At 31.8% G+C, this 25,960-nt stretch carries 29 protein-coding genes; all 29 read right to left on the bottom strand.

Annotated features, from left to right (window positions below; all coding sequences use genetic code 11):
* Nucleotides 1-22 precede the first annotated feature (22 nt).
* A complete protein-coding gene (locus M9H69_RS04345) occupies nt 23-589 on the bottom strand; it encodes a hypothetical protein (RefSeq protein WP_084851452.1) in 567 nt (188 codons plus the stop codon).
* Between the two features lie 426 nt (nt 590-1,015).
* Nucleotides 1,016-2,203: a tyrosine-type recombinase/integrase gene (locus M9H69_RS04340; protein ID WP_250316023.1), complete on the bottom strand. Its 1,188-nt coding sequence runs from the start codon at nt 2,201-2,203 to the stop codon at nt 1,016-1,018.
* Nucleotides 2,175-2,444: a DUF3173 family protein gene (locus tag M9H69_RS04335; RefSeq protein ID WP_000450956.1), complete on the bottom strand. Its 270-nt coding sequence runs from the start codon at nt 2,442-2,444 to the stop codon at nt 2,175-2,177. Before M9H69_RS04335 ends, M9H69_RS04340 begins: the two co-directional genes overlap by 29 nt.
* Before the next feature lie 269 nt (nt 2,445-2,713).
* Complete coding sequence (locus tag M9H69_RS04330; RefSeq protein WP_000919634.1) at nt 2,714-2,941, bottom strand: helix-turn-helix domain-containing protein; 228 nt, start codon at nt 2,939-2,941, stop codon at nt 2,714-2,716.
* Between the two features lie 103 nt (nt 2,942-3,044).
* Nucleotides 3,045-4,874: an SAG1250 family conjugative relaxase gene (locus tag M9H69_RS04325; protein WP_250316022.1), complete on the bottom strand. Its 1,830-nt coding sequence runs from the start codon at nt 4,872-4,874 to the stop codon at nt 3,045-3,047.
* Nucleotides 4,861-5,226, bottom strand: a complete 366-nt coding sequence (locus tag M9H69_RS04320; RefSeq protein WP_000401235.1) for a MobC family plasmid mobilization relaxosome protein — start codon at nt 5,224-5,226, stop codon at nt 4,861-4,863. Before M9H69_RS04320 ends, M9H69_RS04325 begins: the two co-directional genes overlap by 14 nt.
* Before the next feature lie 4 nt (nt 5,227-5,230).
* Entirely contained in the window at nt 5,231-5,587 is a 357-nt protein-coding gene (locus tag M9H69_RS04315) for an SAG1252 family conjugative relaxosome accessory protein (RefSeq protein WP_250316021.1), read from the bottom strand.
* A gap of 372 nt (nt 5,588-5,959) precedes the next feature.
* Entirely contained in the window at nt 5,960-6,661 is a 702-nt protein-coding gene (locus M9H69_RS04310; RefSeq protein WP_250316020.1) for an MgtC/SapB family protein, read from the bottom strand.
* A 96-nt stretch (nt 6,662-6,757) separates the two neighbouring features.
* Nucleotides 6,758-7,759, bottom strand: a complete 1,002-nt coding sequence (locus M9H69_RS04305; protein ID WP_250316019.1) for a LacI family DNA-binding transcriptional regulator — start codon at nt 7,757-7,759, stop codon at nt 6,758-6,760.
* A 128-nt stretch (nt 7,760-7,887) separates the two neighbouring features.
* The gene (locus tag M9H69_RS04300; protein ID WP_000870370.1) at nt 7,888-8,250 is read right to left on the bottom strand and encodes a hypothetical protein; all 363 of its coding nucleotides are present in this window, start codon (nt 8,248-8,250) and stop codon (nt 7,888-7,890) included.
* A gap of 94 nt (nt 8,251-8,344) precedes the next feature.
* Nucleotides 8,345-9,055: an MgtC/SapB family protein gene (locus tag M9H69_RS04295; protein ID WP_250316018.1), complete on the bottom strand. Its 711-nt coding sequence runs from the start codon at nt 9,053-9,055 to the stop codon at nt 8,345-8,347.
* 2 nt (nt 9,056-9,057) lie between these two features.
* On the bottom strand, nt 9,058-10,749 hold the full coding sequence (locus M9H69_RS04290) for an ABC transporter permease (protein WP_250316017.1): 1,692 nt from the start codon (nt 10,747-10,749) through the stop codon (nt 9,058-9,060).
* A gap of 11 nt (nt 10,750-10,760) precedes the next feature.
* Nucleotides 10,761-11,771, bottom strand: a complete 1,011-nt coding sequence (locus M9H69_RS04285; protein ID WP_250316016.1) for an ABC transporter ATP-binding protein — start codon at nt 11,769-11,771, stop codon at nt 10,761-10,763.
* Between the two features lie 103 nt (nt 11,772-11,874).
* Nucleotides 11,875-12,954 (bottom strand): extracellular solute-binding protein, encoded by a 1,080-nt coding sequence (locus tag M9H69_RS04280; protein WP_223140866.1) that lies wholly within the window; start codon nt 12,952-12,954, stop codon nt 11,875-11,877.
* A gap of 37 nt (nt 12,955-12,991) precedes the next feature.
* Nucleotides 12,992-13,648: a DUF1868 domain-containing protein gene (locus M9H69_RS04275; RefSeq protein ID WP_000793817.1), complete on the bottom strand. Its 657-nt coding sequence runs from the start codon at nt 13,646-13,648 to the stop codon at nt 12,992-12,994.
* A 153-nt stretch (nt 13,649-13,801) separates the two neighbouring features.
* Nucleotides 13,802-14,815: a UDP-glucose 4-epimerase GalE gene (gene galE, locus M9H69_RS04270; RefSeq protein WP_250316015.1), complete on the bottom strand. Its 1,014-nt coding sequence runs from the start codon at nt 14,813-14,815 to the stop codon at nt 13,802-13,804.
* A gap of 12 nt (nt 14,816-14,827) precedes the next feature.
* Nucleotides 14,828-16,303 (bottom strand): UDP-glucose--hexose-1-phosphate uridylyltransferase, encoded by a 1,476-nt coding sequence (gene galT, locus M9H69_RS04265; RefSeq protein WP_250316014.1) that lies wholly within the window; start codon nt 16,301-16,303, stop codon nt 14,828-14,830.
* Nucleotides 16,304-16,319: 16 nt separating this feature from the next.
* A complete protein-coding gene (locus M9H69_RS04260) occupies nt 16,320-16,958 on the bottom strand; it encodes a phosphate uptake regulator PhoU (RefSeq protein ID WP_250316013.1) in 639 nt (212 codons plus the stop codon).
* A gap of 82 nt (nt 16,959-17,040) precedes the next feature.
* Nucleotides 17,041-17,772 carry a protein phosphatase 2C domain-containing protein gene (locus tag M9H69_RS04255; RefSeq protein WP_223140863.1) on the bottom strand — a complete coding sequence of 244 codons (732 nt, stop codon included), beginning with the start codon at nt 17,770-17,772 and terminating at the stop codon, nt 17,041-17,043.
* The gene (locus M9H69_RS04250) at nt 17,759-19,864 is read right to left on the bottom strand and encodes a glycosyl hydrolase family 28-related protein (RefSeq protein ID WP_250316012.1); all 2,106 of its coding nucleotides are present in this window, start codon (nt 19,862-19,864) and stop codon (nt 17,759-17,761) included. The genes M9H69_RS04255 and M9H69_RS04250 overlap by 14 nt, the downstream gene beginning before the upstream one ends.
* Before the next feature lie 851 nt (nt 19,865-20,715).
* Entirely contained in the window at nt 20,716-21,006 is a 291-nt protein-coding gene (locus tag M9H69_RS04245; RefSeq protein WP_001080185.1) for a DUF5960 family protein, read from the bottom strand.
* Entirely contained in the window at nt 20,996-21,361 is a 366-nt protein-coding gene (locus M9H69_RS04240; RefSeq protein ID WP_000981958.1) for a hypothetical protein, read from the bottom strand. The genes M9H69_RS04245 and M9H69_RS04240 overlap by 11 nt, the downstream gene beginning before the upstream one ends.
* A complete protein-coding gene (locus M9H69_RS04235; protein ID WP_250316010.1) occupies nt 21,358-22,773 on the bottom strand; it encodes a Y-family DNA polymerase in 1,416 nt (471 codons plus the stop codon). The genes M9H69_RS04240 and M9H69_RS04235 overlap by 4 nt, the downstream gene beginning before the upstream one ends.
* A 2-nt stretch (nt 22,774-22,775) precedes the next feature.
* Nucleotides 22,776-23,459 carry a LexA family transcriptional regulator gene (locus M9H69_RS04230; protein WP_250316009.1) on the bottom strand — a complete coding sequence of 228 codons (684 nt, stop codon included), beginning with the start codon at nt 23,457-23,459 and terminating at the stop codon, nt 22,776-22,778.
* Between the two features lie 263 nt (nt 23,460-23,722).
* Complete coding sequence (gene pezT / locus M9H69_RS04225; RefSeq protein ID WP_250316008.1) at nt 23,723-24,481, bottom strand: type II toxin-antitoxin system toxin PezT; 759 nt, start codon at nt 24,479-24,481, stop codon at nt 23,723-23,725.
* Nucleotides 24,481-24,957: a type II toxin-antitoxin system antitoxin PezA gene (gene pezA, locus M9H69_RS04220; protein WP_000579606.1), complete on the bottom strand. Its 477-nt coding sequence runs from the start codon at nt 24,955-24,957 to the stop codon at nt 24,481-24,483. The genes pezT and pezA overlap by 1 nt, the downstream gene beginning before the upstream one ends.
* A 69-nt stretch (nt 24,958-25,026) precedes the next feature.
* Entirely contained in the window at nt 25,027-25,299 is a 273-nt protein-coding gene (locus tag M9H69_RS04215) for a hypothetical protein (protein ID WP_000495440.1), read from the bottom strand.
* 37 nt (nt 25,300-25,336) lie between these two features.
* Nucleotides 25,337-25,720 carry a DUF5945 family protein gene (locus M9H69_RS04210; protein WP_250316007.1) on the bottom strand — a complete coding sequence of 128 codons (384 nt, stop codon included), beginning with the start codon at nt 25,718-25,720 and terminating at the stop codon, nt 25,337-25,339.
* Nucleotides 25,717-25,950 carry a DUF5965 family protein gene (locus M9H69_RS04205; RefSeq protein ID WP_000152421.1) on the bottom strand — a complete coding sequence of 78 codons (234 nt, stop codon included), beginning with the start codon at nt 25,948-25,950 and terminating at the stop codon, nt 25,717-25,719. The genes M9H69_RS04210 and M9H69_RS04205 overlap by 4 nt, the downstream gene beginning before the upstream one ends.
* Nucleotides 25,951-25,960 lie beyond the last annotated feature (10 nt).

Here is a 25,960-nt window from a genome sequence, read left to right as displayed (position 1 = left end):
AAGTAGGTTTACCCATTTTAAATCAAAACGATCGAGTTTTTTTTGAAGCTTCATCTTCTATCAAAACTTCTTCCTCCATAGCATTTTTTATTTTTTTGCCCAAAGATAATAACGTTTCTACATCAGAGGGTTTGCTTGTCCCGAGAGGATTCCAAGTAGAAGATGATAAACTTTCATATTCCTTAGACCGAACTCGAAATTTAATGTTATCCCCCTTGGTGTCTATGTCTACATTTAAGGCTCTCGCCCCCAGTTTAGGCTCCTTATTTTTTATCCTACAGAAAACAACTTCTCCTGATACAATCTCCTTTCCATCACACCAAATCCTAATATTTCTTCCAGATAATTCTACGACAAAATTCTTCACTAGACTACCTTGTATTTTTTTAATTAAAAGAAAACTAATGCCAAAAAACACTAATACTATCGTATAAAGAAAAAGAGGTTGTGATTTAAAAAAATCATTCAGTTTTAAATAGAATACAGCCAACTGTATTCCCAATACAGGAAGCATGAGGAACATGGGAAAAAGGACACCAATTATTATATCTGATTTTGCTGTTGTCGCTGTAAATTCATATCTTTCCATCAATATCACCTTTATAACATTTCCTTTTTATAGGACATTAATCCCATGCATCAGGGAGTTCAATCTCCCTTTCCCCTAGCAAAGATAGATTTTGAACTATTCTAAGGATATTGTACCACTATTTCTGCAAAAAATACCTTAGCAAACATAATCTCCTTCCACAGATACATCATCGCTTTACCGAGCGTTGGAGTTTGATTGACATGGTTCTCTAATCAAACTCCAGAACTTTATGATGAAAATCTTATGGAACAACTGGAGACACTTTATAAATTTTCTCTTTTCAATTATAAAGAAAAACCGCTACTCCTAAGAATAGCGGTTTAATCATATTTTTAAGCTACTAATGTAGTTGCTCTATTATTTAAGAGTAACAATTTGCAAATCCTATTTTCTCCCAGTATTAGTGGGTTAATTCCTCAATTTTCAACTCTGGCAGGAATTTGGTAGGTAAATTGATAATCCAAGATTATCTAAACTGTTTGTAATCTCTTCTGAAATTGTTGAATCACCTGAATAATACCAGTGACTATATGTATTCAACGTGGTTGACTTATCAGCGTGTCCTAATCGATATGAAACATATAAAGTATCCTTATGTAACACATTTATAAGATAAGATGCATGACTATGTCTTAATCCTTTCCCCGTAATTTCTGGTACGCCAGTAATCTTAGCATGCCTTTTTATTATCCTAGAAATTGTAGACTTACACAAGGGGGCACCAAAACGTGATATTACATAATCTTTATCATCATTCTTGATTTGAACTTCTCGCCATTTTTTAAGTATTGTAATCGTAAAATCATCTAAATCAATTTTACGATTCCCTGCTACTGTCTTTGTTTGTTGTTTAGCATACCATACACCGTTTTTATCTTTCTCAATCGTCGAATGAACATGAATCCATTTACGTTCAAAATCAATATCTTCCCATTTAAGAGCAATACCCTCACTAACTCTTAAACCAGTCATAAAATATAACCAGATCGTCATGTAATTATGGAGTCCCTCATACTCACTAATATCAAAAGAGTTTATTACCTTCTTAAATTCATCAAATGTCCAAAATTTTGTATCAGGGTGCTTTCCTCTAGGATTATCTAATCCTTTAAAAGGAACTCTATCAATATAACCCAATCTTTCTGCATAGCCCAGACATGCTTTAAATCTAGACCACATATTTTTAGCATAGTTACTAGAATACTTGTCTATAATAGCTAAGCGAAATCTTTCACAGTCAATAGTACTAATATCTGATAATTTTTTACTACCAAATTGCTTAATAAATAACTGATGATGTGGTAAAGCGGTCTGATAAGTTACAAATTGAACTTTTTGTTGATAATATTTTAAATAAATCTCTTCCATAAACTCTCTAAAAGTTAGAAAACTATTATTAGTAGTAGAGTTCACAAATTCATGTTTTAAACGAAGTATCTCTTCATATGCTTCCTTAAAAGAATTAAACGGTAGTCCTTGTTGATTTTTCCTTCCTTTCTTTTGGATTCTTTTCCCAGTTATTGGATCAACTCCTAATTCAATTTGAAAATAAATTTTTCCTTTTGAATCTTTGTATACACCTTTATATTTCTTTGTCTTTGATATAACCATTTTTCTCACCTTCTATATCTGAAAAAGAAATACCAATTAAATTTTCTACAATATTTTTAGGAGCAATGCCTAACCTTTTATTATCGAAAGGTGAACATCCTAATTGTACCGCATTCTTATCATTTTTTCTAGCTTCTTCAAACTTTTTTACAGCAATTTTTTTTGCTTGTCTAATAATATTCCTCGATGTGTGCTCTGGAAAACCAATCGCAACTAAATCTTTATAGTTTACTGTTTCCATGATTTTACTACTTCCTTTCTTAGATTTTTTCACCTCCATGGCATGACTGATGAAGTCATCATAAGAATTTCACTTGCTGCTCTTTTACGGTGGCAGCCTGAACGGTCAGAAGTATCATTGTATATCATTTGTATCATGGCATATAAAGTATCGCTCTATTTTATTGATGGTTTTAAAATCGCTCTTATCATGGCGAGCCATTCAAATCTGCTCCACAAATGAGGAAAGTACCATTTTGGACTATTCAATTGTCAATGTGCTTTCTTAACCTAATACTTTTTGGAGTAATGGTCTTCTTTATTATCCACTCGACCTACAAGGTAATCTAAACTTACATTATAAAAATCTGCAAGTTTGATAAGGTCATCTATAGAGATTAACCTGGTACCTGATTCCATTTTAGAATACGCTGATCTTGTACAATTTAAGATTGCTTTTGCAACATATTCTTGTGTCAAATCAGTATCCTCGCGTAAATCTCTAATCCTTTTCAACATTCAATGTCTCCTAAAACAAGTATAATATAGTTATTTTCTTATTTTTAAATATGTGACAAATTGGCACATGAAACTATGCTATATATACTTTTTAGGAAACTGTTTACTCTAAATGTATCTCATTTTCCTTAATAGATTTCATATTTTGTTTTTTCTTATATTTCTGTATTGTTTTATTAAACATTTCAAAGAAATTTATTGCTTCTCTATGTTGTTCCTTCAGTGTTTCAATCTTTCCTTTATATATGTATAAATCCTTCTCTATTGTATCTACTGAACATTTACCTTGAATACTATTTTCTAAATTGCTAGAACTATTTATCGTATTATTCAACAATACTTCCTCTAAATTAGTTAAATCATCAATTTTATTTTGGACTTGTTCAATCATATTCTCTAGATATGATATTTGGGCAATGAAATCATTTGTTATATCTTCGAAATCATTCGGACTATTTTCCGCAGATATAAGAAAATCTAATTGTTCTATTTTTTCTCTAATTTCGCTAAGAGGAATTCTTCTATACATATACTGCGGTTCATACTGAAGATTAAATTGCCTAATCAAAGTTTTACCTTTCATAAAGCGATTTTTTTCTGCTGAATCTTTATGGTATACATAGTAAGAACTAGTTTCTCTGAGAAATACTTTAACTTTTTCTTCTTCCATATTGATTTGAATATTTGGTACAAAAATAAGTCCTTCTTGTCGGATGCCAAAATGTACCTTAATGTACATTCCATCGTCTACTACTTCTTCTATTTGATTAAGATTCAACTCTACCTCAAACTCATGAACTGCATCCCTATTTCTCTTGAAATCTTGATAGGATTTCCATACCACCTCTTCTGTCGGCAACTCTTTTTCTTTAATTAGCTTTTCTTCATTGTAAAGTTCAACTAAATTTTTATTATCTAAGACAACAGTTTCATTTTTGTTATTAAAATAGTCTTGAAAATAACTAACACTATACCGATTCGTTTTTACCAATTCCTGCTCTGAAATCTTAATCTCATCAAATTTAAATTGAACATGTTTTTCTTTCGGAATTATTTTTAATCCAAAAAATTCTGCTCGTTGAATCAATTCATTCATATTCTTCATTTTCGGAAGTAAAAATTCTAAGATGTTTATGATTTCCCTTTGAACAAACTTTTTCTTAAAATAAGTTTCATTATAAGGTTGTTTTCTACTCAATTTACTATCACGTACGACTTGTTTCATATTTGAATCAGTCATAAAAAAAGTAACATGCTTGTGTCTAAAATCAATTTTTAAATGTAAAGCTTTTGCTTTATTCTTGAAATCTTCAAAATTTTTCGAGTTCTCGATTAGAAAATATACTCGTTGTTTTATTTCATATTTGTAATTTGTTTTGCGATAAACTTCATACTGACGATGCGAATAACGATTTTCTATAATTTTTGCCCCTGCAATTTTTGAAAGACGATCAGAAACCATTCGTAGATTATGTTCTGCCTTATAATCCCATAGAAACTTTTTATCAGAATTCTGATCAATTGAATTTAGGATGATGTGATTGTGGATATGATCTTTATCGACATGAGTTGCCACGATAAATCGAAATCTACCTCCTGTCAACTCTTTAACTGTCTCATAACCAATCCGATTGATTTGTTCAGGAGTGAGATGCTCATCTGGAGAAAAGGACTGAATGATGTGATGAGAATGAATTTTTCGTTGATTTACTTCTTGCCTATCATGACGAAATTCATAAAGAGTATCATTACTTAAAAAATTATCATTGTACATCTTCACTAGTTCTTTATAACTAGGAAAATCTAAATAATTTCTCATACCAAAATCTGAAACTAGTGTTAGATTTTTTGTTTTACTTGGATTCAAAATATATTTGATTAGTTTACTACGATAATTTTTTCCATGAATCGCAAAGTGTTTAGTGATGACCATAAAATTTCCTCAATTTTTCAGATTGAATAAGAAAATCTTTCTCCACTTCTACTATTAACTCTTCTATACCTTTTCTCAACTCATTTAATTCAACTTCCGTTATTAAATTCGAATAATTTATGCTTCTGGCTATTTGATTAATATTATTTCCGATTCGTTTTAATTCAAAAATCAAATCTTGATAACTATTTGTATCAATGGTGATAAAATTCATACCAGGATCTAGTAGAGTTCGTCTAGCATATTCTGAGAATGATAAGCAGTTACTTTTTGAGATATTTTCATTCAATTTGACTAATTCTAGGTCAGATAAAAAGACTTTTTTTAAATTTGTTCTATATCGGTGCTCCACTCTACTACCTCATGTATTTGTTACGAAAATTTTCACTAAGAGGACTTGTTTTTTCTACCTCTTTAATTAATTCCTGAATACAAGTTAACAAAATAGAAACATGTTCTTGAGTAACCTGATGATTTATTTTAGCAATTATTAATATTTCATGAACATCACGACTAATTTGTTCCAACTTTTGCTGTTTCCAAAGGTTGAAACATTTTTCCATCTGTTTTTGTCCATCAGACAATAGTAAGCTTTTACGGAGAAAATCAGAAAAATTATCCTCTCCTTTCTCTCTCATTAAATCTAGTATTTGTTTTTCCTCCGTTTCTGTTAAGCGAAATTGTTTCCGAATACTACGTATACATCTTTTCATATGGCTTTTCCTCCTTCATAGATACTTGTACTGACAATGTAAGCTTACAGACACTGTCAGTACGTTTTTCAAAATAGATTCAACATTTTTGTAAGGCTTTGCGAGCTCAGATATTGTGTCCACAATATCCCAAAAATCATATCGCTTGCCATTTCAAACCATACTGTTCAAAAGACAAACGATATGAAAATATGGTGGCTAGCCCCCAAACCCCCAACATAAATCTCAATTAAAAAAAGTATAACAAATACTATTTGAAAAAATTATCACAGAATAAAAGAGCCCAAACGGACTCTTACAAACTTAAATCTATTAAAAACGAAAGGTAGTTGTATTTTTTCTTTAGAAAAATAAAAATTTTAGATAGAAAATTTAACTCTTCATATAATTCTTTAGCTTAAACTCTTTTATTTTTATATTTTTATCTTCATTAAGTAAGAAATCCTCAATATCTATAATCGAAATCTCCTTATCATTCTCAATTGAAATCAAAATATCATAAGAATTATTAGACAACTGTTCTTTTAACTCAACATTATATTTTCTGAAATCAAGTGTCCCTAGATTAGTATAAATCTTACCAAGTAAAGAAATATCAATTGTTTCTAACACTATCTTTGCTTGATAAATTTCATGATTTCTACCATTACTGTGTGTCACTAATTGCACAAGAACAACTATAAAACTACAAAAGGAACCAAATATCCAAAAATCAGCACCAATTGCCATACCTATACCAGCAGTAGCCCATATCCCAGCAGCAGTAGTAATTCCACTAACTTTCTTATCCCGGGTAAAAATAATTCCCCCACCTATAAAGCTAATACCACTAACAATTTGAGCTGCGACCCTAGAAGTATCATAGGATGGTGTATCTAAAAATGCTTCTTTTGAGAGAATCATCATTAAAGCCGACGTTAAAGCAACAATTATATGCGTTTTGACTCCTGCTTGCTTGTTACGTGCCTTACGCTCATAACCAATTGCCCACCCACATGCACAAGCGATTAATATTGAAATAACATGCCTTAACTCGACAATACTATTAAATGAATGATTAAAAATTGTAGACATTAATCCCTCCTACCCTAAAATGACATCGGTGTCATAAATTATATTCTACTACTATTTTAATATTTTATCAAATAAAAAATCGGTATTTTTTACCGATTAAAAGCTTTGTCTTCTAATAATTTTTGAAGATATTTCAACGGATTCTATATTTTCACCGTTAACGATTGCTAAAACACCTTCTATCATTTTTTGGGCTAACATAGCATAATTAGGAGAAATAGTAGACAGAGCTGGAGTATAATATTGCGAAATAGGAATATTATCGAATCCAATTATTGAAATATCATCAGGAATGATAATCCCCTTCTCATAGCACGCACGAATCAGCCCTTGAACCTTCTCATCCCCAGAAACAAATATCATATCTGGATGGTTTTGTTTAGTTAAATGGTTTATAGCATATGAATAAACTGAATCAATTGTAGTTAAACCATAAATAACTTGCAAATCCATTAAATAATTTTTATCAGTCAAAAAAGCACGAATACCTTTTTCACGATCCTTATTAACAAGAGATTCCCCTCCCATAAGTAACAACATACTTTTAATATTCTCTTTTGTTACTAATTCCATCATATCATAAGTGGCTTGAAAATTGTTATTAGATACATAAACAACATCAGGTGTTCGAGATTCTCCAAAAACTATAAAAGGCATATTATTCTTCTGTAAATAATTAATCCGAATATCGTCTTTACTTTCATAAAATACTATTACTCCATCTATTAAGCTTCCTGTACTTGAAATTATTGAATTCCTAATCGTATCTTCTTCACCAAAGTATTCAACAATGGCGTTTACACCAAACTCTTTACAAGTTTGTAGAACTCTATCTAGTAAAGTTTGAAACCAAATCAAGGGAAAAGAATCAATCTTTTTAACGGAAATCAAAATGTTTGTAGTTTCTTTCTTAGTCAAATTTTTTGCATATGCATTTGGAACATACGACAACTCATCAATGACTTTTTGAATAGCTCGATAAGTTTCTTCTTTTACCTTTTCACCACCGTTAATAACACGTGAAACAGTTTTTGGAGAAAAACCTGATAAATGTGCAATATCATAAATAGTTACCTTTTTATCGTTTAAATTTTTCACTTTAGTCCTCCATTTATGATTTATCTAATATTATTATACAATATTTACTTTTTTTAACAAGAGAATTTAGTAAAATATTTTAATGTATCTTAACAAAAACTTTAATTTCAAAATTTCTATTTTGTACTCTATTCTTCCGATTCAAAAAAATAACATTGACAATTAAAATTTTTATTCTTTACAATTCTTTCTACTTCACAACTGATAAACTTGTATGAAAATAACTTACCATAAAAATATAAAGAATCATTTTTGGTAAAATCCATTGAAACTATAAATGTATCTAATAACATTTGAACATAGCAGTCTAAGATCGGAATAATCTTTTCCTTATCAATAAGCTTTGTTAGTATATCATCAGCTGGTAAAGAAGACGAAAATACCATTTCACAAATATCATAAAAAGAATGAAATCTATACACTTGCATTAAAGAATTATATTCAAAATACGTTATTCTTCCACAGTCAAAATTAATATTATACACCTTCATTTATGTACACCTTTATACATTGAAAATAATCTTGAGTAATTTTTAATCTAAAAAACAAAGGGACAAGAATAACTGCCCCTTTGTTTATTCTATATCAACTAACTTCTTCAACATAAATAACACCAACAATATCTGCTATTTCTTCCATTAGTTTAAGATGTTCAAACTTACCTGAAAGTTCTAGAGTCATAAATGATGCTATTCTTTTGTCTGGAACATCAAAATATTCAATTCTTTCAGTATTAACATCTCCAAAAGCAGTTCTTGAATCATTCAATCGAATTCCATTTTCTGCACAATAAACCAATACTCGATTATATGCCTCAGTAGATTTAACTACAATATATAATTCAATAACTTTTGAACGACTTTGAAGATATTTTTTTAAAGGCTGAAACATAGTAATCACACTCCACACAGAAATAGCTACTAACAGAGCACCTTCATAAAAACCTACTCCAATAGCTAAACCTATTCCTGCAGAAGCCCAGATTCCTGCTGCAGTTGTCAGACCCGTAACCTTCTTTTTATCTGTGATAAGAATTGTTCCAGCTCCAAGAAAACCAACACCAGAAATAACTTGAGCACCTAAACGTGTCGGATCTCCTGTTCCAAACTTATAAGATACAAATTCATTAGTCATCATAATCAAACAAGCAGCCATACAAACGATACTATGTGTACGAATACCTGCTGGTTGAGATTTACTTCCTCTTTCCAAGCCAATAATACTTCCTATGACCAAAGATAATACGACTCTAATGATAATTTCAATGTATGGTAGTCCCATGCCGGATGATTGCATTACTATTTCCTTTTCTTACCGCGTGGTCTCTGTGTGAAGTATAACACAGTTCCAGAAATAATCATTAGAATAATTGTATAAACGAATACAAGAGCTTGTGCGTTAGATGTTGCTGTTTCATCACCTGCAGAACGAATCGTAATACCTAATGGTTGAGCCAATGGATGATAAAGGAATACAGATAAATCGAAATCGGTCAATAAAGAGTTAAAGTTGAGTGCGATAACAGAGAGAACAACCGGCAAGATGAAAGGAATAATAACCTTCATCATTGTGTAAAATGGTGAAGCCCCCATACTTCTAGCAGCATCCTCCATCTCATCATCAACACTAAATAAGATTGCACGTACCATTCTATAAGAGAATGGAATTTTTACAACAATATAAGCGATTAGCAAAATTACTAAACTACCAACTAGAATCTGGTTAAAGACTAAAAGTTGAGGTTGGTTGAAAGTGAACAATAAACTAACTGCTAGAAGTGTACTTGGTAATAGCCAAGGAAGAAGAGCTCCGTATTCGAACAAGAAATCAAATCGAGCTTTATGTTTACGAACTACTCGCGCAAACACAACAGCAAGAACTGTTGCAGTAGTTGCTGCAATGATAGAGTATATAAAGCTGACTAAGAATGGAGAGAACGCAGCACTATTACTAAAGAATAACTTATAATTATCTAAAGTAAAGTTTGATAATGATAAGTTTCCTGTCTGTATTGCAACTGGGTCAGTAAATGAATACAATACAATGAAAATCAATGGTAACATGAAAACAGTGAACAAAGCATAAGCAACAATATGTGCAATGATATTCCATGGTTTAGATGTGATTTTTTGTTTTTTCAAAGGTGCTTTTGTTTTAGAAATAGAAATATAATTTCCGCCTTTTTCGATCTTGTTCATAATAGTAAGCAAAATCGTAGTGGCAATACCCAAAATAATTGCTAGAAAGGCAGCTAAGTCACGAGAATTTCCCATTCCAGCAAATGTTATGATCATTGGGTTAATAGTTTGGAATTCTTTCCCACCAACAATCATAGGTGCTGCTACTGCTGATAACCCACTTAGAAAAACCATAATTGTCAGAGCGAATAAAGTAGGAATTAGAGTTGGCAATACTACTTTTCTAAACACTGTAAATGGTTTTGCACCCATATTACGTGCAGCTTCAATAGTATGATAGTCTACACTACGAATTGTATTAGTTAGGAATAAGGTGTGATTAGCAGTACCAGAAAATGTCATAATAAATAGAACTGCACCATAACCAATAAACCAGTTAGGATCTAAAGATGGAATAATACTTTGTAAAAATTTGGTAATCATTCCATATGGTCCATAAACGAATTTATAACCAGTAGCCAAAACTACTCCACCGTAGATTAGTGACGTCATGTATCCTAGTTTTAATATTTTAGCTCCTTTAATATCAAAATATTCTGTAAACAATACACAAAGTACACCAACAACATTAACAGTTATAATTAGTGAGAATGCTAACTTGAAACTGTTAAAAATACTCTGAATCGCACGTTGAGATTTAAAAGCTCGTTGTACGACATCAAGTGAAAACTCCCCACCTTTCACAAATACATTAACTACTAAATCAAAGTTTGGATAAATGATGAAAGTTACCAAGAACCAGATTAAGCCTAAACGAATGAGCCAATCTTTCCAATTTAATTTATGACGCATACTGCACCTCCTTAAAATTGCAGAACGTCTGATGGTGTGATAAATAATTCCACACTTTCTCCGACAGATCTAATAGCTGACTGACTATCGATACTTGTTACATTAAGAATTTGATTTTCAGATACCTGAACAGTATAGTGAATTGTAACTCCTGAAAATTCCACATCAATAATTGAACCTTTTAAGACAAAATCCTGATCCGTTTCACGTTTGAAGCGAACTTTTTCTAAACGAATGTAACCTTTTTTATCTTCCAAAAGAACATGAGCATTATTTAGAAGAATTCCGTGAACAGTTTCATCTGTAAGTACGTTAATGTCTCCAATGAAATCACATACAAATTCTGTTTGAGAATTATGATAAATTTCTACTGGTGTTCCCACTTGTTCAATAAAACCATTATTAAAGACAGCAATCCTATCAGATAGCGTTAACGCTTCCTCTTGGTCATGTGTAACATATAGAGTTGTAATTCCCAATTCTTTTTGAAGACGTTTCAACTCTTTTCTCAAATCCACACGTAATTTTGCATCTAGGTTTGACAAGGGTTCATCCAAACATAGGATTTTAGGTTCCAAAACAAGAGCACGAGCTAAAGCTACACGCTGCTGTTGTCCTCCAGATAATTCTGAAACGTTACGTTGCAATTGTTGATCTGAAATCTTAATTTTAGCAGCCACTGCAGAAACCTTGGCTTTAATAACATCTGGAGCAACTTTTTTAACTTTTAAACCAAAAGCAATATTATCAAAAACTGTCATTGTTGGAAATAGTGCGTAAGATTGGAATACGATCCCGATTCCACGTTTTTCAGGCTCCAAGTGCGTAACATCTGTGCCATTAACCTCAATACTTCCAGATGAAGGGTCTAAAAAACCTACCAAAGCTCTTAAAGTTGTTGATTTACCGCAACCAGATGGTCCAAGGAAGGTAAAGAATTCTCCTTCCTTAATATCTAAATTTAGATTATCAATCGCGATAAAATCACCGTATTTAATTTGAATGTTATCAAATTTAATCATATTACTAACTTCCTTTACTTATAAATGAAAAGTCTCTCTTAATTTCTCATGTAGGTTTAGAAACTTTAGAGAGACCTGGAATTTTAAAATTTACACTTATGTCCTATTTTACATATTCTAGTTCAGCTTTTTCAACCCATTCATCCAAATGTTTTCCAACAGCTTCCCAATCAATACTTTGCGGTTTCACTTGATCAACAAATTTCTTAGTAGCTTCTGGTAACTCTTTCACTGCCTCAGTATTTGCAGGAATAGAACCAAAGTTTTTGCTGTACTCTACTTGAATTTCTGTTTGACCAAACCAATCAATAAATTCTTTAGCTAAAGCTTGTTTCTTACTAGTATTCAAAATCATTGTTTGTTCAGTTACAAACGGAACACCAATTTCAGGAGACATTACTTTAAATACAACATTGTTTTCTTTTTGTCCAACTAATGCACCAGAACCCCACATCATACCGTACTGGATTGGGTCATCCTTATCTAACATTTTAACAATTGAACTTTCACCCTTTTGAAGAGTGTACGCATTTTCCAAATATTCTTTAGCTGCTTGCCAACCTTTTTCAGAAACACCCAATTCTCCTTTATCATCTAGATAACGAACAAGGATACTTGCCAAAATAGCACGTCCTGTTCCACCTGAGAGCCCAGAAATTGAATATTTACCTTTATACTTGCTACCTAACTCAGTCCAATCTTTTGGCATTTCAGTAACATCAGGAGCACCAATCAAGACCAATGGTTGAACAATTACAGGATTGTAATAATTATCTTTATCTGATAAAGATTGGTCAATTTTATCTAACCATTTAGGCTTGTACTGTACTAGTAATTTTTGATCTCTAATTTTATTTGAGTCAACAGCTCCAATACCAAATACCATATCAGCTACTGCATTATTTTTTTCAGCAATAACACGATCTGCCAACTGAGCACCTGGAATGTCAACCATTTTAATATTGAAACCAGCTTCTTTTGCTTTAGCAGTTAGCCAATCTCCACGTCCGTTTGAAACAGAGTTAGAATAAATTACTAATTCTTGGCTCTTATCAGCTTTTTCTTCTGATTGAGGTGTATCGCTCGAAGAATTTGATGAATTAGTTGAACCACCTGAACATGCTGCCAATGTTGTAACCGCAACCCCTGCAGCTAAAAACGATAATAATTTAGATTTTTTCATATGAAATCTCCTTTTTATTTTTAATTATAATTTTATTTTAAAATTTTTCGCAATATGGAACAAAGCGTCTCATATCTTCAAATACTGTGTAATCGATACGATTTACTGTAATGACAGGAATCTTTTCAAGCAGAACTTCGGTTAATTCCTTTTTCACTTTAGTAAACTCTTCATTTTCTTCTTCAGTTAATGGAACTCGAAGATATCCAATTGAGATATGGAATTGATAGCGATCATGATTAGGGAATCGAACACCTGCTTTTTCAGAAACATATGTTCTAATTTCTTCTAATCGTTTAGCTGATTTTTCATCGGCTGGTTCTACTAAAATGTTTTGATTTCCCATTTCAGTCACACGCATATGAATATCTTCGTTTAGCAATGGGAAAATTTCTAGTTGTTTTGCAAAGTAATCATGAATTTCTTGTAATGGCGTATCCAATGGTAGATGGCTACTCCAAAATTCAGGCTCACGATTTTCATGGCAAAGCAATTCAATTACAGTCATATGAATAGAATCTCTTGGAGTTAATGTGAATTTGTCTATAAATGGTAACTCTCTATAGCGTGATTGAATGATATCAACAACTTCCATCAAATCTGAATTAGTATAAAGATTTGCTACAACTGTATTTCCGGGAAAATGATTAAATTCTCCGTTCTCTTTGAACTTAATTTTTGTTAAGTTTTTCATAAACAGACCTTCTTTTATATTTTTTGACATCGGTGTCATTCATATTTGTATTATACAATGTAACCGTTTACTTTGTCAAGCGCTTTCATTGTTTTTTTTTAAATTTTTTTAATTTTTTTAATATATACATGTTACAAGACTACTTGAACTTTATTATTTATTGTATCCATTAGGGTTTTTTGATTGCCAATTCCATGTATCTCTACACATGTCTTCGACCGTTTTTGTAGTCTTCCAATTTAATTCCTTATACGCCTTATCTGCATTTGCATAACAAGTCGCAACGTCTCCTGATCGTCTTGGTACAATTTTATACGGAATTGGAACCTTATTAACACTTTCAAATGTATTTACAAGTTGTAATACACTTGTGCCTTCTCCTGAACCAAGGTTATAAATATAAACATCTGTTTTTTCAGATACTTTTTCTAAAGCTTTTATATGCCCTATCGCTAAATCCACTACATGGATATAATCGCGAACACCAGTACCATCTACCGTATCATAATCATCTCCAAAAACACTTAGCTCTGGTCGCTTACCTACCGCTACTTGTGCAATAAAAGGCATTAAGTTGTTAGGAATGCCTGATGGATCTTCTCCAATCAACCCAGACTCATGAGCACCAATCGGATTGAAATAACGAAGCAACGCAATACTCCACTCTGAATCTGCTACATGAACATCTTTTAAAATTTGTTCAAGCATCACTTTTGTGTACCCATACGGATTCGTTGCACTTGTTGGCATCGTTTCAATAAGAGGAGACTGATTGTGAACGCCGTATACAGTCGCACTCGATGAAAATACAATCTTTTTAACATTAAACTCTGACATCACTTCAACAAGAGATAATGTACTCATAATATTATTTTCGTAGTACATCACAGGCTTTTGCACGGATTCGCCGACAGCTTTGTATCCTGCAAAATGAATTGCAGCCTCAATAGATTCTTGTTCAAAAACTTTTCTCAATCCTTGTTTATCACAAACATCTAATTCGTAAAACGCAGGACGTTGCCCTGTAATTGCTTCAATACGATCTAATACTAAAATGCTTGAGTTTGAAAGGTTGTCGACAATAACGACTTCCTTTCCTAAATTTAGTAATTCTACTACGGTATGGCTACCAATATAACCAGCTCCGCCTGTTACCAATATTGCCATTTTTATTTCCTCCTAATTAATTCCAACCGATTTAACAAATCTCATAAATGCTTCATGTCCGTTTTGAGTATTCTTATAAACACCTGCATCTTCGAGAACTCTCGCAAATACTTGCCCTACTTCATGTTGAACTACTCTATGAACCTCCTCCTCTTTAAGGACAGGATATTTTTCTTTCAATTGAACGGCCCATTCTAAATGATAATCAGCAATTGCGTTATCTTTTCCTAAAAGATATTTCTCAACTTCTTCTAACTCTGTTTTCAAACGAGGTGGTAAAATCGCAAGTCCCATCACCTCAATTAACCCGATGTTTTCCTTTTTAATATGTTGTACATCTTGATGAGGATGGTAAACACCATCTGGGTATTCTTCAGTAGTATGATTATCTCTCAAAACAATATCCAATTCATATCTCCCATTCACTTTACGAGCAATAGGAGTCACCGTATGGTGTGGAATATCTTCAGTCTTAGCAATAATGTTTACGTCTAAATCTGAATATTCTCTCCAGGTATCTAGGATTTTAGTGGCTAATTCTACCAAACGATTTTTATTTTCACCTTGTAGCCTAATCACTGACATCGGCCATTTTATAATCCCAGCTTTAATATCCTCAAAGTCTTTAAAAAGAAATTCTCTCTCAAATTTTGCTTTTTCCATTGGGAAAATATGTTTTCCTCCCTGGTAGTGATTATGACTAAGGATAGATCCTCCTGAGATAGGAAGATCAGAATTTGAACCAGCAAAATACCCTGGTAAAATATCAACAATCTCCAATAATTGTTCAAATGTTTTGGACGTAATAGCCATAGGTACATGTTGACTATTCAAGAATATCGCATGCTCATTAAAATATGAGTATGGAGAATACTGGAACCCCCATACTTCGTCTCCCAGTTCCAATCGAATAATTCTATGATTAGCACGTGCTGGATAATTTATTCTCCCCTGATAACCTTCATTTTCCATACAAAGTAAACATTTTGGATAATTAGATGACTTTACTAATTTCTCTGCCGCGATTGTTTTCGGATCTTTTTCCGGTTTTGATAAATTGATTGTAATTTCAAGTGAACCATAATTAGTTTCAGTATGAAAAGCTATATTTTTAGAGATAGCTGACAATTTAATATAGTCGCTATCTTTACTTAGCTGATAGAACTCTTCAACTGCTTCCTGTGGCGAAACATCATATGAACTCCAAAAAATATCATTAAGGCGACTTGGTAATGGAATGATGAAATTCATCAGCTCTGCACCTAAACATTCCTTCGCCTCACCTAAATCAGCAATTTTACCATTCTTTAAAGCTATTTCTACTAAATCGTCTTTTAATTTTTTAAGATCACTATCATTTGAAATCTTATCAGTTCCTTCTTCCCCGATTAAGGCCAAAACTCTATTTTTTATATATATCTGGTCCATCGGTTTATAAATTCCATATTCAATAACTCTATTAACAAAATTATCTACTATTGTCTGCATATTTACTCCTCTTTATCTATAATACTCCTCTTTCCTGATAATCTAACCATTTATAAATAGATTGTGTTGTATGGGATATCTTATCAAGAATATTAACAACTTCTAAAAATACAATAGCTTCATCAACATTTTTGGGTTCAATAAGAAAATTCTCTACTGCTTTATCTCCTAGTTTTTGACATAAATTAGATATTAAATGATATTTTTTATTATAGTCATATACGTCAAACTCATAATTTCTCTTCTTAAACCATAATAAAGCTTTCTTTAAGTACTCGCCTAGTTCAAAATGTATTTTCAGCATTTCATAAAATAATGGTCCCCATTCATGCATTGTATGAATATTTTTTAAATTCTTAACTATTTCAACGACTCGATCACCAATGCGTTCAATATCTGTGGATAATTTTACTATAGTTATAATTTTTCTCAAATCAACAGAAACAGGATGTTGTAAACAGATGAGTTCAATACCTTTCATATCTATTGTAACAACAGCTTCATTAATTAATAGATCATTATCTATAATACTTTGTTTTTGAACTTCGGTTAAGTCATCAAATATCATTTCATACTTTTTTATTATAGAAGCCCATACATCTTCTAGATTATTAGACAACTCAATAATTTCATTGTCAAAATGCTTTCTTAACATTATCTAACCTCAATAATCAATTACACTATAAAGAACTCGTATAGATAACTGTCTTTATAGTGCATTATATGATGAAATTATTTTAAACATCAATTATCAAAATACTTGCATCATCTTTTTTACCATAAATTGGATCAATATTTGTAGATTCTTTTCTCATTTCAATTAACTCTCCAAAATTGTATCCTGAATTTTGAGTATAAAAATCGTAAAAACCATCAGTCATTAAAACAATATGATTACTAGTTACTTCCAAGCTACCATTTATAACATGATTTATACTACTTTTGTCTAGTGAACCTATCCAATATCCTTCTGGTTTATTAGCTAGCTTCCTAATATTTTGTAATATTGTCTTTTTATCAACTTCATGATTAGTTTTGATTGAAAATTTTCCTTGCTCAAAAAGACAATCTACTCTATGGTCTGTAATAACTTGATTGTTGACTATCATAACACAATCGCCAATCATTATGTATTCTAGTTTTATATCAGACAATTTTGCAAAAATAAAGGCAAACGTTGGTAACTGGTAATAATCATCAAATTCACACTTATCTATCTCTATTCTTGTTCTAACGTCATCTAAAGCAAGCTCGAAAATTTTCTTCAATGATAACGAATCGTCACAATACTTTTTGAGACATTCAGAAATAAGGTGAGATACTTCTGAAACTGAATAACCTATAGAGTCTTTTGCATTAAATAAATCTGTTGCTCCATCTATAATCCAGAAATATTGGTTTTTGTAATCTACGCTATCTTCGTTCTCTTTAGCGCTACCTTGTATTGAGCAAATTCTATCTATCTTCATAACGACGTTTTAAACTCCATTGTCCAAATAGAAGGCAAATTCCAATTACAGTTATAACCATCTCAGCCATTTTATTTAATCCAGTTTTTGGTAATGCATGTTGATTATCTTTTACCTTCACTACTTCACTAATATTGGTTACATCATCTTGTTTTTGTGAAATTTCTACTGTTACTACATTATCTGAATCATGATTTGATTTTTCAATTTTATCATCTACACTATTTGCTGAGTAATTATTAGCTAAATTATTTTTGTTTTCAACTACAGGTTTTAATTTCTCCACATGATTATCTGAGTGGTTATCTGAGTGGTTGTCTGAATTTTGGGAAAAGATTTTATAACTTTCATTCTCAGTTATAATATTAAAATCACCGACACTATTATTTGTGTCTGAATTGGTCCCATTAAAATCCGTTTTAAGTAAAGAAACGTGATTTCCTGTTAAATTGAAAAGTTGATTATTTAAGACAGTGATACTTCCAGCAGATTCTTCAATTACGATTCCGTCTTTACCGCCTGAAATGATATTATCAGACACTACCAAATTGTCGCTGACTCTTAACATTTCAATGTTTGGCTGTTCAGTATTTTTCGAATTATTATGAATGATATTCTTTGTTACAGTAATATCAGACACTTTTCCAAGATAGTCTGCACTATCTTTTGCAACACGTATTGCTTTTGTTTTAGCATCAGCAATATTAAATACATTTTCAGTAATAGTCACATGTTTATTCAGATCTAATACGTCTTTAACATTTTTATAACTATAAGCATTAACTAAAGCAGCACCATTTTCACGATAGTGTTCACTTTCCTCTTTAGTTTTCTTATCAAACCTATTTCCTTTTATTAAAATATCAGTAAATCCTGTAAAGCGAACACCCGCATACATCATATTATCAAAATGATTATTTAGAATTTTAATATTTGAAGGATTTTCAGTTGTTGCAGTTTGATAATGTGTCCCAATTGCAGTTACTAATTCACCTGATTTTTCACTTTTACCAAAATAAGAATTTTGAATCGTTACATTTTCAGATTTTTGACCATTATCATTTAATGCATATGGAAAGCCTTTTCTGGTTAATGGCTCTATTTGAATAGACTCCTTACTGATGATCTGACCATCCTTCATAGTCTTAGGAAGAGCTTGTCCCAAAAAACGAGAGTTATCTACTAGTACATTTTTTGAACCTGCAATTTGAATGGCATGCCCCTGATAGCTATCTTTAAAGGTAACATTACTTATTGTTACGTTTTTTGAATTTCCTATAGCAAAGGCTCCTGAAGAATTAATCAAAGGGAGATTCTTAGCTTTTGTCCTCTCTTCATTCAAAGCTCCGTTCATATCAATTGTTCCACCAGAGTAACTGATATCTTCAGTTGGTTCCCACTCAACTTGATCTCCATCGTCAGTGAATAAACCTGTCATGAATACAATAGAAGGATGATTTTTGATATTGATACCATTTAATATAGTAGCTTTTTCATGTACTTCTAGGTGTGTATGACTTCTCAAAAAGACAATCTCTTTAACTAAATAAGTCCCCTCAGGAAAATATACTTTCCCTCCACCTAATCCTTTAGCAGCTGCATCTATTGTATCCTGAATTGCTTGTCGGTCATCATTAACCCCATCGCCTACTGCACCATAATCTTTTACATTTAAAGCAATTTTTTCAAAATCTTTTTTTATAGTGCTATCATTTACAATATCTTCTTTACTATTCTTACTTTCATTATTAGATTTTTCTATAGATTCAACAGTTTTATTATCTTGTGAATCAGAATGAATAGTATTATTAGAGTTATCACGATTAACACCTGACAAACTATCTAAATTATTAGTAGATGAATTAGTATCGATACTTCCAATAGAATCATTATTAGAAATATTTTGAGAGTAACCTAAATCATTGGTAGTTACATTAGAAATCTCTTTTGTATCAATCTGTGATGTAGTAGTACCAACTTCATCAGCTAAAATACTTTGGCTTCCCAAAATTGAAATAGCCAATAAAACTGAGCATGTTCCAACTTTCAATTTACGAATGCTAAATACTTCATTATGAAAAATGTGTTTCATAAGGACCTCCAATATTTTTATTAATTTACAATTTATTATTACTTTTCTTAAAATAGAGAAAATGACACCGCTGTCATTATCTTTATCATATATTTTCTAATTTGAATTGTCAAGAAATAACACAATAAAATACAACATTTTTGAAAACGCAATCATATTTAAATTTTTATATCTAATCAATATATACAAAAAAATTTTTTAACTTCTTCCAATATTTCTAGTTTGAGATAATAGTTTCATTGTTTCGAAAAAATCTTCTAAAATATCACTAAATTCTATTTAATAAAAGTCGTAATCTTTTAATTATAATTTAAAATCATGACCATCCGTCAAACGGGTGATCTGTGCTAGGGCTATAAGTTCAGATTACTAGCTAGCGTCTAAAGACGCTGGCTTTCACTATGTGACTATTAGTCCGTCTCACACCTAGCGGAGCGAGACGGACTAATAGTCACGTAAAAAAGAACGCTTGGTAAAAAGTCTTTAAAATAAAAAAACGCATATTATCAGGTATCTAAAACCTTAATAATATGCATTCTTGTGGAAAGATTTACTTCATTTTCTCCTCAAATTGAGTTTTACTCAGCCTCCAGTATTGTTATAGAATTACTTAGAGTCCTAATTTTTCCTTTATAATCATGTCAAACGAAATAGTTAATTCATCGCCTCCTATTATTTTTTTGGATGTTATCAATATTAGAATGAGATAGTTTTTAATTATAGTATTAAAACAGTCGTGATGTTTTTTAATTTATTTATTCAACTACTATATTTCTTGTTTCACAATTAAAATTATTTTATTAATCTTTAATTTTATCTATTGATTTTTGTTTTCAATTGTTCAATAATTTTCATAAACTAAAGCAATGTCTCTGATATTCATACTGCCTAATCCCACTACTATCTTTATTCATCTTGATAGAAAAAACAAAGTAATGGTCCCGACCGTCTAAAGATTTACTTTTGTCAAGTTTAAAATAATGTTTTTGAGACATAGCCATTGTGCGTAAAATATCATCGGTAATAAATGTTAATGGTATATCTAAAGCAGAATACTTGTAAAAATCTGACTCAAATCGTAAATAAGAATCAGAAAAATAATCTAGCTGCAATTTATCGTCATATAATTCTTTACGATTCATGTAATTCCTCACCTTCTATCTGGATATCAAGTATATCTAACCATTCTAATCGAAGAAATCCAATGTCTGATTTTATAGATATAAACTCTTTCCCAATTTCTTTAACAATACCCGATACTACTTTTCTTCTATTTGAGTGCTTAAAAATAAACGTTGCAGGGAATGTATTCGTATAAAGTTGACGAACAAGTAAAACTTTCACTTCCATTGATAAAGTAATTGAGACATCTTCTTTATTTTTTTCTTCCCAAAGAGAACTTGAATGTTCTGACAAAAAGAATCCCATCCACTTAGCCATCCCACGATCTTGATACTCTCTTGCAGATAAAAACGGCAAATAAGAACGATTCATCATTTTAGCCCATCTAATCCTCCAGCTGAATGACCACCAATGAGTTTACTTCTTGCAATTGTTCTAGAAGCCTGATCCAGAGCATTTCCTTTCAATAGTGAAGTAAAACCAAATTCTGTTCGAATAGCATCGATTGCGGACTGGAGCCTTTCTTCTTTTTCTATTTTCTCAATATCATCAAATAATGAAATCAATCCAAAGGATTCATCTACTAAACCAGAATAGTTAACCGCAACATTCCTAATAGCTCCTGAAGTATATTTAGTGTTAAATAACTTTAAAACGTAATTTGTCAGTAATGCTGTTTGATTGGTCGGTTCAATCTTCATTTGAGTATGAATAGATCGTTTCTGTTCTACTTTAGAATATCCTAAGTGTATAGAAACCACAGTCGCTTTTTTACCAGCTCTTCTCAATCTAACTGCAACTTGTTCTGCCATTTCACGAAGTATAATTTCAATATCTCTTTGTTTGACATAATCTCTAGGTAAAACTTGAGAGTTCCCTATCCCTTTTGACTTCGGCTTATAAGGTTTATGAACATTACTTTCATCAATACCATTAGCGTGAAACCACAACTCTAGTCCCATAATCCCAAGCTCTTTTTTAATCAAGTCAGGATTAGCCTGTGCCAATTCTTTAATCGAAAAGATACTTAGATTATGTAATCTCTTCTCCATTCTATTTCCAATTCCCCAGAAATCTGTCATTTTAGGAATAGCCCATACTTTCTTTTCTATATCCTCATAGGACCAATTAGCTCTCATTGTCGGAGTCTTTTTAGCTTCATTATCAAGTGCCAACTTAGCTAATAAGGGATTGGCGTTAGACATACCTACCGTTGAATAGATTCCTGTTTTTCTCCAAATCTTTTTTTGAATAGCAGCCGAGATAATATCTAATTTATCTTTCCGACTAATACTTTTATCTGGCACAAAATAATTTAATGAACTTGTTAAATCAATAAATCCTTCATCAATTGAATAAGGATAAATATCGTCTGGTGCCGCAAAATCTTGAAAGATTTTTTGAATTTCCATATTGACTGCTATATAAGTATCCATTCTCGGAGGAACAATCACAGTTGATTTTGCCCATTCCTCAATAAAACGCACATAATCAATCGTTGTCGGTAAACCTTGCTTCTTAGCGTTATAGTAAGAGAACTTCCTAGTTTTTACATCAAATGGTAAATCATAGGAACGTCCAACGTTTGATTTTCCAAAGACCTTTTTAAACATAGGAGAGGAAGCAAGGATTAACCCGGCAGAATTATCTGCACGACTCATAACACAAAGCGAAGTCTTAAGTGGATGTAAGCCTCTATCGACACACTCTACACTTGCGTAAAAAGATTTCATATCAATAAATGCAACGTCACTCTTTGGTTCGAGACTATAATCAAACCAAGTCATACTCAATCCTCTAAAGGCATAAAGTTTCCAACGATTTTCCCTATGATACGAGGATTCTCATCATAAGGCGCAAACTTATCTGAATAGTTCCGATTGAGTGAAACTAATCGAAGCCCATTTTCTTCACGATACACTTTCTTAATATAGGTTTGACCATCCCAATCTATCGCATAGATAGCCCCGTCATAATCAAATCCCGTTTGCTTAATAAGGGCTACCGAACCATTTTCATATGTCGGTTCCATTGAATTACCAAACACCCACGATGCAAAATCATAATCAAATTGATGATCGAAGTAAACTGTATCGTAATTACCATCATCAAAATAAGCTGTTCCTATACCAGCTGATAATTTTTCGTAGATCTTATAGGCAAAACGCTGAGGAATGTCTACAACCTTTGCATTCTGTTTGTTCAACAATTCTGTAGCATAATGAAGTGTTGCTTCTTGATTCCTTTCCGTTAGTTTGAGATAGATTTCAACTATTTCATACTCTGATTCAAAATATCGAAGATCTACATTCAAAATCTCACTCAATTTGCTTAAATTGTTTTGATTAGGCTTTGTTTTACCTGATTCCCAATTAAAGTATGAGGCTCTACTAATTCCCAAACTGGATGCAAGTTGAGATTGAGATAATCCTTGACTTTCTCTTTTTCTTTTTAATTTAGTAGGTGAAAACATTTATTCTCCTTTTGTAAGTTTATTAACTAACAAAAGGATACCATAGCTTGTTGAAAAAATCAAGAGTTTAATAACCCTCAAGATTTAAAATAATCATAAACTGCGCTAAATTCGTACTTTTATTGTTAGGAAATCATCACTGAAGAATGCTAAAACTTTTGAAAAAATATGAAGAAGAAAATAGAGAATATAAAAAAGAATCGTTATTTTTTAATTAACGATCCAATAGACTTTATTTTAAAAATCTAACTCTACAAACCATTTCAATTAGTTAAATCTTTCAATCTTTCTTCTCCAGATTTAAGCATCTCTTTCTCCACTTGATTCCATTCTCCAAATAGTAAATCATGAAGAACGGTTGCTGCTGAAGTTGTATTTTCTTTTGAATCATATACACAACTTCTATCTCGTTGGTAAATTTGAATTCTTTCAAAGATAGCTAGTTCTTCCAATTGCCGTGTATTATCAACTAGATGATTTACAATGAAATCATGATGTTCTTTTGGAGTTGCACGTGCTTGATTTGGATTGATAGCGTATAGTTCTTCATATCGGATAAGGGTGCTCAGATAGGACAGCTTAGGCTTTGTCGCAATCAAGGCTAATTGTACTTCATATCCCCTACTTTTCAAGAGTTGTGCTGTTTTCTTTGGAACATCAATCGTTCGTAAAGTTCCCTCTATCAAAAGATTGTATCCCAAATGACTCAATTCTGTTACTAAAGACTCTACCATTTTCCCTGCAAAATCTTTGGTGTATTCTACACTATCTTTGCCATATTCTTGCTGCAGTCCTGAATAGTGTGGATGCTGAGAACGAAAACTATCACCATCTAAGATAACAATATTTCCTTGAAATTCTTTCTGTTTAATACGATGAATTGTAGTCTTACCAGCACCACTTTGCCCTCCAAGCAAAATTGCTATAGGTTGCTTACTGGACTTTTTTCCTCTTGTCAGTGAACGAAGATTCCGTGCTAGAGCATGTTTGAATTCACTACCAGTATAATCTTGGATTTCCATTAGGCTACCATCCGTTTTTCAGACATCTCTAACATACGTTCAATTCCATCCAAATAGCCGCTATACCTCTCAATTTCATCAAAATTTTCTACTAAATAGATATTCGTATGAATCAAGTCAGATAGATCATCACTCATTAAAATCCAAGGATTAGATTCATCATCAATACTAATTCCCTGACTATCTTGATAACGATAGAGTCGAGATAATAGATTAGCACCTCTTTCTTTCACAATTTCAATTTTTAAAGTCAATTCATAATCTTCAACAGGATTGAGCATTTTATCTTCTCCTACAATATCGACATAAGATACATTAAACTTCTGACAAATGATGTCTATTAATTCGGTAGAGACTGAACTCGTTCCATTTTCATAACGACTCAGACTATTTCGTGAAATACCTACAATCCGTGCAAATTCGAGTTGTGTTAAGTCATGTGTTTTACGTAAGGATTTTATGTTCTTTCCAATCATGGCAAACTCCTTTCATTTGATAACACCATTATAACATTTAGAAAAAGTAAATGCACCATTTTTGGTGCATTATTTATTGTTTTTTCTAAATCTCTCTAAATTCTTCTCCAATTGTTCCTTATGAAGTTGATTCTTAGCTTCCTTTAATGTGTCGTCCAATGTTTCTTCCCTATAAATTGATTCTGTTTTTACTTGTTCTGATTCTTGATCTGGAGTGAAAATGATATCTAGCAGTCGGTCTATTTTTTCAAGATCTTGGACAGACATATCAGATAGTCTATGAATTAGCTTCTTAAATACATCACTATTGTCGTGATTTTTCTTAAAAAATGTTGTAAACATCTATAACCTCTCAAAAAAAGCAGCCTATCAGGACTGCTTAGTGTAATTCGGAAATCGCATCATAAATGGACTGCAATTTCTTATTGTCTTTATTCTTAGTGTCAATCAAAGTATGTAGCTCTTCAATTTTCTTTTGACTGCTTTGAATATCACTATTGTTATCCGCAATAAGTCTTTTAAGATGTTGCTGATAACTTGTAGTGATATCTGTCTCTTTTCCTGTTCTAACCTCTGTAACTTTGGGTTTAAAACTAGGATTTGATTCCGTTACAGGTGCTTGTTTGCGCTTTTGAAAAGCTGCTTCATAATTTACATCATTACCTCCTTGATGATTTCCAAATAAGGCCGCAATTTTATCTGGATATTCTTGATTTTCTGATTTACTTTCTAATGGTTGATTAAAATTCCAATCTTTTGTCATTCACTCATTTCATCCTTTCTAGATTCAGAATCATCGAATTGTCTTTCTTTACCAAAGGCATGGTCAAGAGCTTCTTCAAAACTCATGTGACTGATGCTTTGACGCCTTTTGAACGTCGCAAACATCGCTGTCTCCAGTTGTTCTTTGTAAGCAGCTAGTTTTTCTGTCTCTCTTGCTACCTTACTTTCTTGCCTAGTGACCTTTTCTTCTAAGCGTTCGATTATGGTCATATACGATCCT

The organism is Streptococcus oralis (assembly GCF_023611505.1).
GTDB classification, from domain to species: Bacteria; Bacillota; Bacilli; order Lactobacillales; family Streptococcaceae; genus Streptococcus; species Streptococcus oralis_CT.
Note: the sequence above shows the minus strand (reverse complement) of the source record. Positions and strands in the feature narration are given on the sequence as shown.

Excerpts from the sequence above, each read along its gene's own strand:
- M9H69_RS04345 (WP_084851452.1), bottom strand. The coding sequence starts at position 589 with ATGGAAAGATATGAATTTACAGCGACAACAGCAAAATCAGATATAATA.
- M9H69_RS04340 (WP_250316023.1), bottom strand. The coding sequence starts at position 2,203 with ATGGTTATATCAAAGACAAAGAAATATAAAGGTGTATACAAAGATTCA.
- M9H69_RS04335 (WP_000450956.1), bottom strand. The coding sequence starts at position 2,444 with ATGGAAACAGTAAACTATAAAGATTTAGTTGCGATTGGTTTTCCAGAG.
- M9H69_RS04330 (WP_000919634.1), bottom strand. The coding sequence starts at position 2,941 with ATGTTGAAAAGGATTAGAGATTTACGCGAGGATACTGATTTGACACAA.
- M9H69_RS04325 (WP_250316022.1), bottom strand. The coding sequence starts at position 4,874 with ATGGTCATCACTAAACACTTTGCGATTCATGGAAAAAATTATCGTAGT.
- M9H69_RS04315 (WP_250316021.1), bottom strand. The coding sequence starts at position 5,587 with ATGAAAAGATGTATACGTAGTATTCGGAAACAATTTCGCTTAACAGAA.
- M9H69_RS04310 (WP_250316020.1), bottom strand. The coding sequence starts at position 6,661 with ATGTCTACAATTTTTAATCATTCATTTAATAGTATTGTCGAGTTAAGG.
- M9H69_RS04300 (WP_000870370.1), bottom strand. The coding sequence starts at position 8,250 with ATGAAGGTGTATAATATTAATTTTGACTGTGGAAGAATAACGTATTTT.
- M9H69_RS04295 (WP_250316018.1), bottom strand. The coding sequence starts at position 9,055 with ATGCAATCATCCGGCATGGGACTACCATACATTGAAATTATCATTAGA.
- M9H69_RS04290 (WP_250316017.1), bottom strand. The coding sequence starts at position 10,749 with ATGCGTCATAAATTAAATTGGAAAGATTGGCTCATTCGTTTAGGCTTA.
- M9H69_RS04285 (WP_250316016.1), bottom strand. The coding sequence starts at position 11,771 with ATGATTAAATTTGATAACATTCAAATTAAATACGGTGATTTTATCGCG.
- M9H69_RS04280 (WP_223140866.1), bottom strand. The coding sequence starts at position 12,954 with ATGAAAAAATCTAAATTATTATCGTTTTTAGCTGCAGGGGTTGCGGTT.
- M9H69_RS04275 (WP_000793817.1), bottom strand. The coding sequence starts at position 13,648 with ATGAAAAACTTAACAAAAATTAAGTTCAAAGAGAACGGAGAATTTAAT.
- galE (WP_250316015.1), bottom strand. The coding sequence starts at position 14,815 with ATGGCAATATTGGTAACAGGCGGAGCTGGTTATATTGGTAGCCATACC.
- galT (WP_250316014.1), bottom strand. The coding sequence starts at position 16,303 with ATGCAGACAATAGTAGATAATTTTGTTAATAGAGTTATTGAATATGGA.
- M9H69_RS04260 (WP_250316013.1), bottom strand. The coding sequence starts at position 16,958 with ATGTTAAGAAAGCATTTTGACAATGAAATTATTGAGTTGTCTAATAAT.
- M9H69_RS04255 (WP_223140863.1), bottom strand. The coding sequence starts at position 17,772 with ATGAAGATAGATAGAATTTGCTCAATACAAGGTAGCGCTAAAGAGAAC.
- M9H69_RS04250 (WP_250316012.1), bottom strand. The coding sequence starts at position 19,864 with ATGAAACACATTTTTCATAATGAAGTATTTAGCATTCGTAAATTGAAA.
- M9H69_RS04245 (WP_001080185.1), bottom strand. The coding sequence starts at position 21,006 with ATGAATCGTAAAGAATTATATGACGATAAATTGCAGCTAGATTATTTT.
- M9H69_RS04240 (WP_000981958.1), bottom strand. The coding sequence starts at position 21,361 with ATGATGAATCGTTCTTATTTGCCGTTTTTATCTGCAAGAGAGTATCAA.
- M9H69_RS04235 (WP_250316010.1), bottom strand. The coding sequence starts at position 22,773 with ATGACTTGGTTTGATTATAGTCTCGAACCAAAGAGTGACGTTGCATTT.
- M9H69_RS04230 (WP_250316009.1), bottom strand. The coding sequence starts at position 23,459 with ATGTTTTCACCTACTAAATTAAAAAGAAAAAGAGAAAGTCAAGGATTA.
- pezT (WP_250316008.1), bottom strand. The coding sequence starts at position 24,481 with ATGGAAATCCAAGATTATACTGGTAGTGAATTCAAACATGCTCTAGCA.
- pezA (WP_000579606.1), bottom strand. The coding sequence starts at position 24,957 with ATGATTGGAAAGAACATAAAATCCTTACGTAAAACACATGACTTAACA.
- M9H69_RS04215 (WP_000495440.1), bottom strand. The coding sequence starts at position 25,299 with ATGTTTACAACATTTTTTAAGAAAAATCACGACAATAGTGATGTATTT.
- M9H69_RS04210 (WP_250316007.1), bottom strand. The coding sequence starts at position 25,720 with ATGACAAAAGATTGGAATTTTAATCAACCATTAGAAAGTAAATCAGAA.
- M9H69_RS04205 (WP_000152421.1), bottom strand. The coding sequence starts at position 25,950 with ATGACCATAATCGAACGCTTAGAAGAAAAGGTCACTAGGCAAGAAAGT.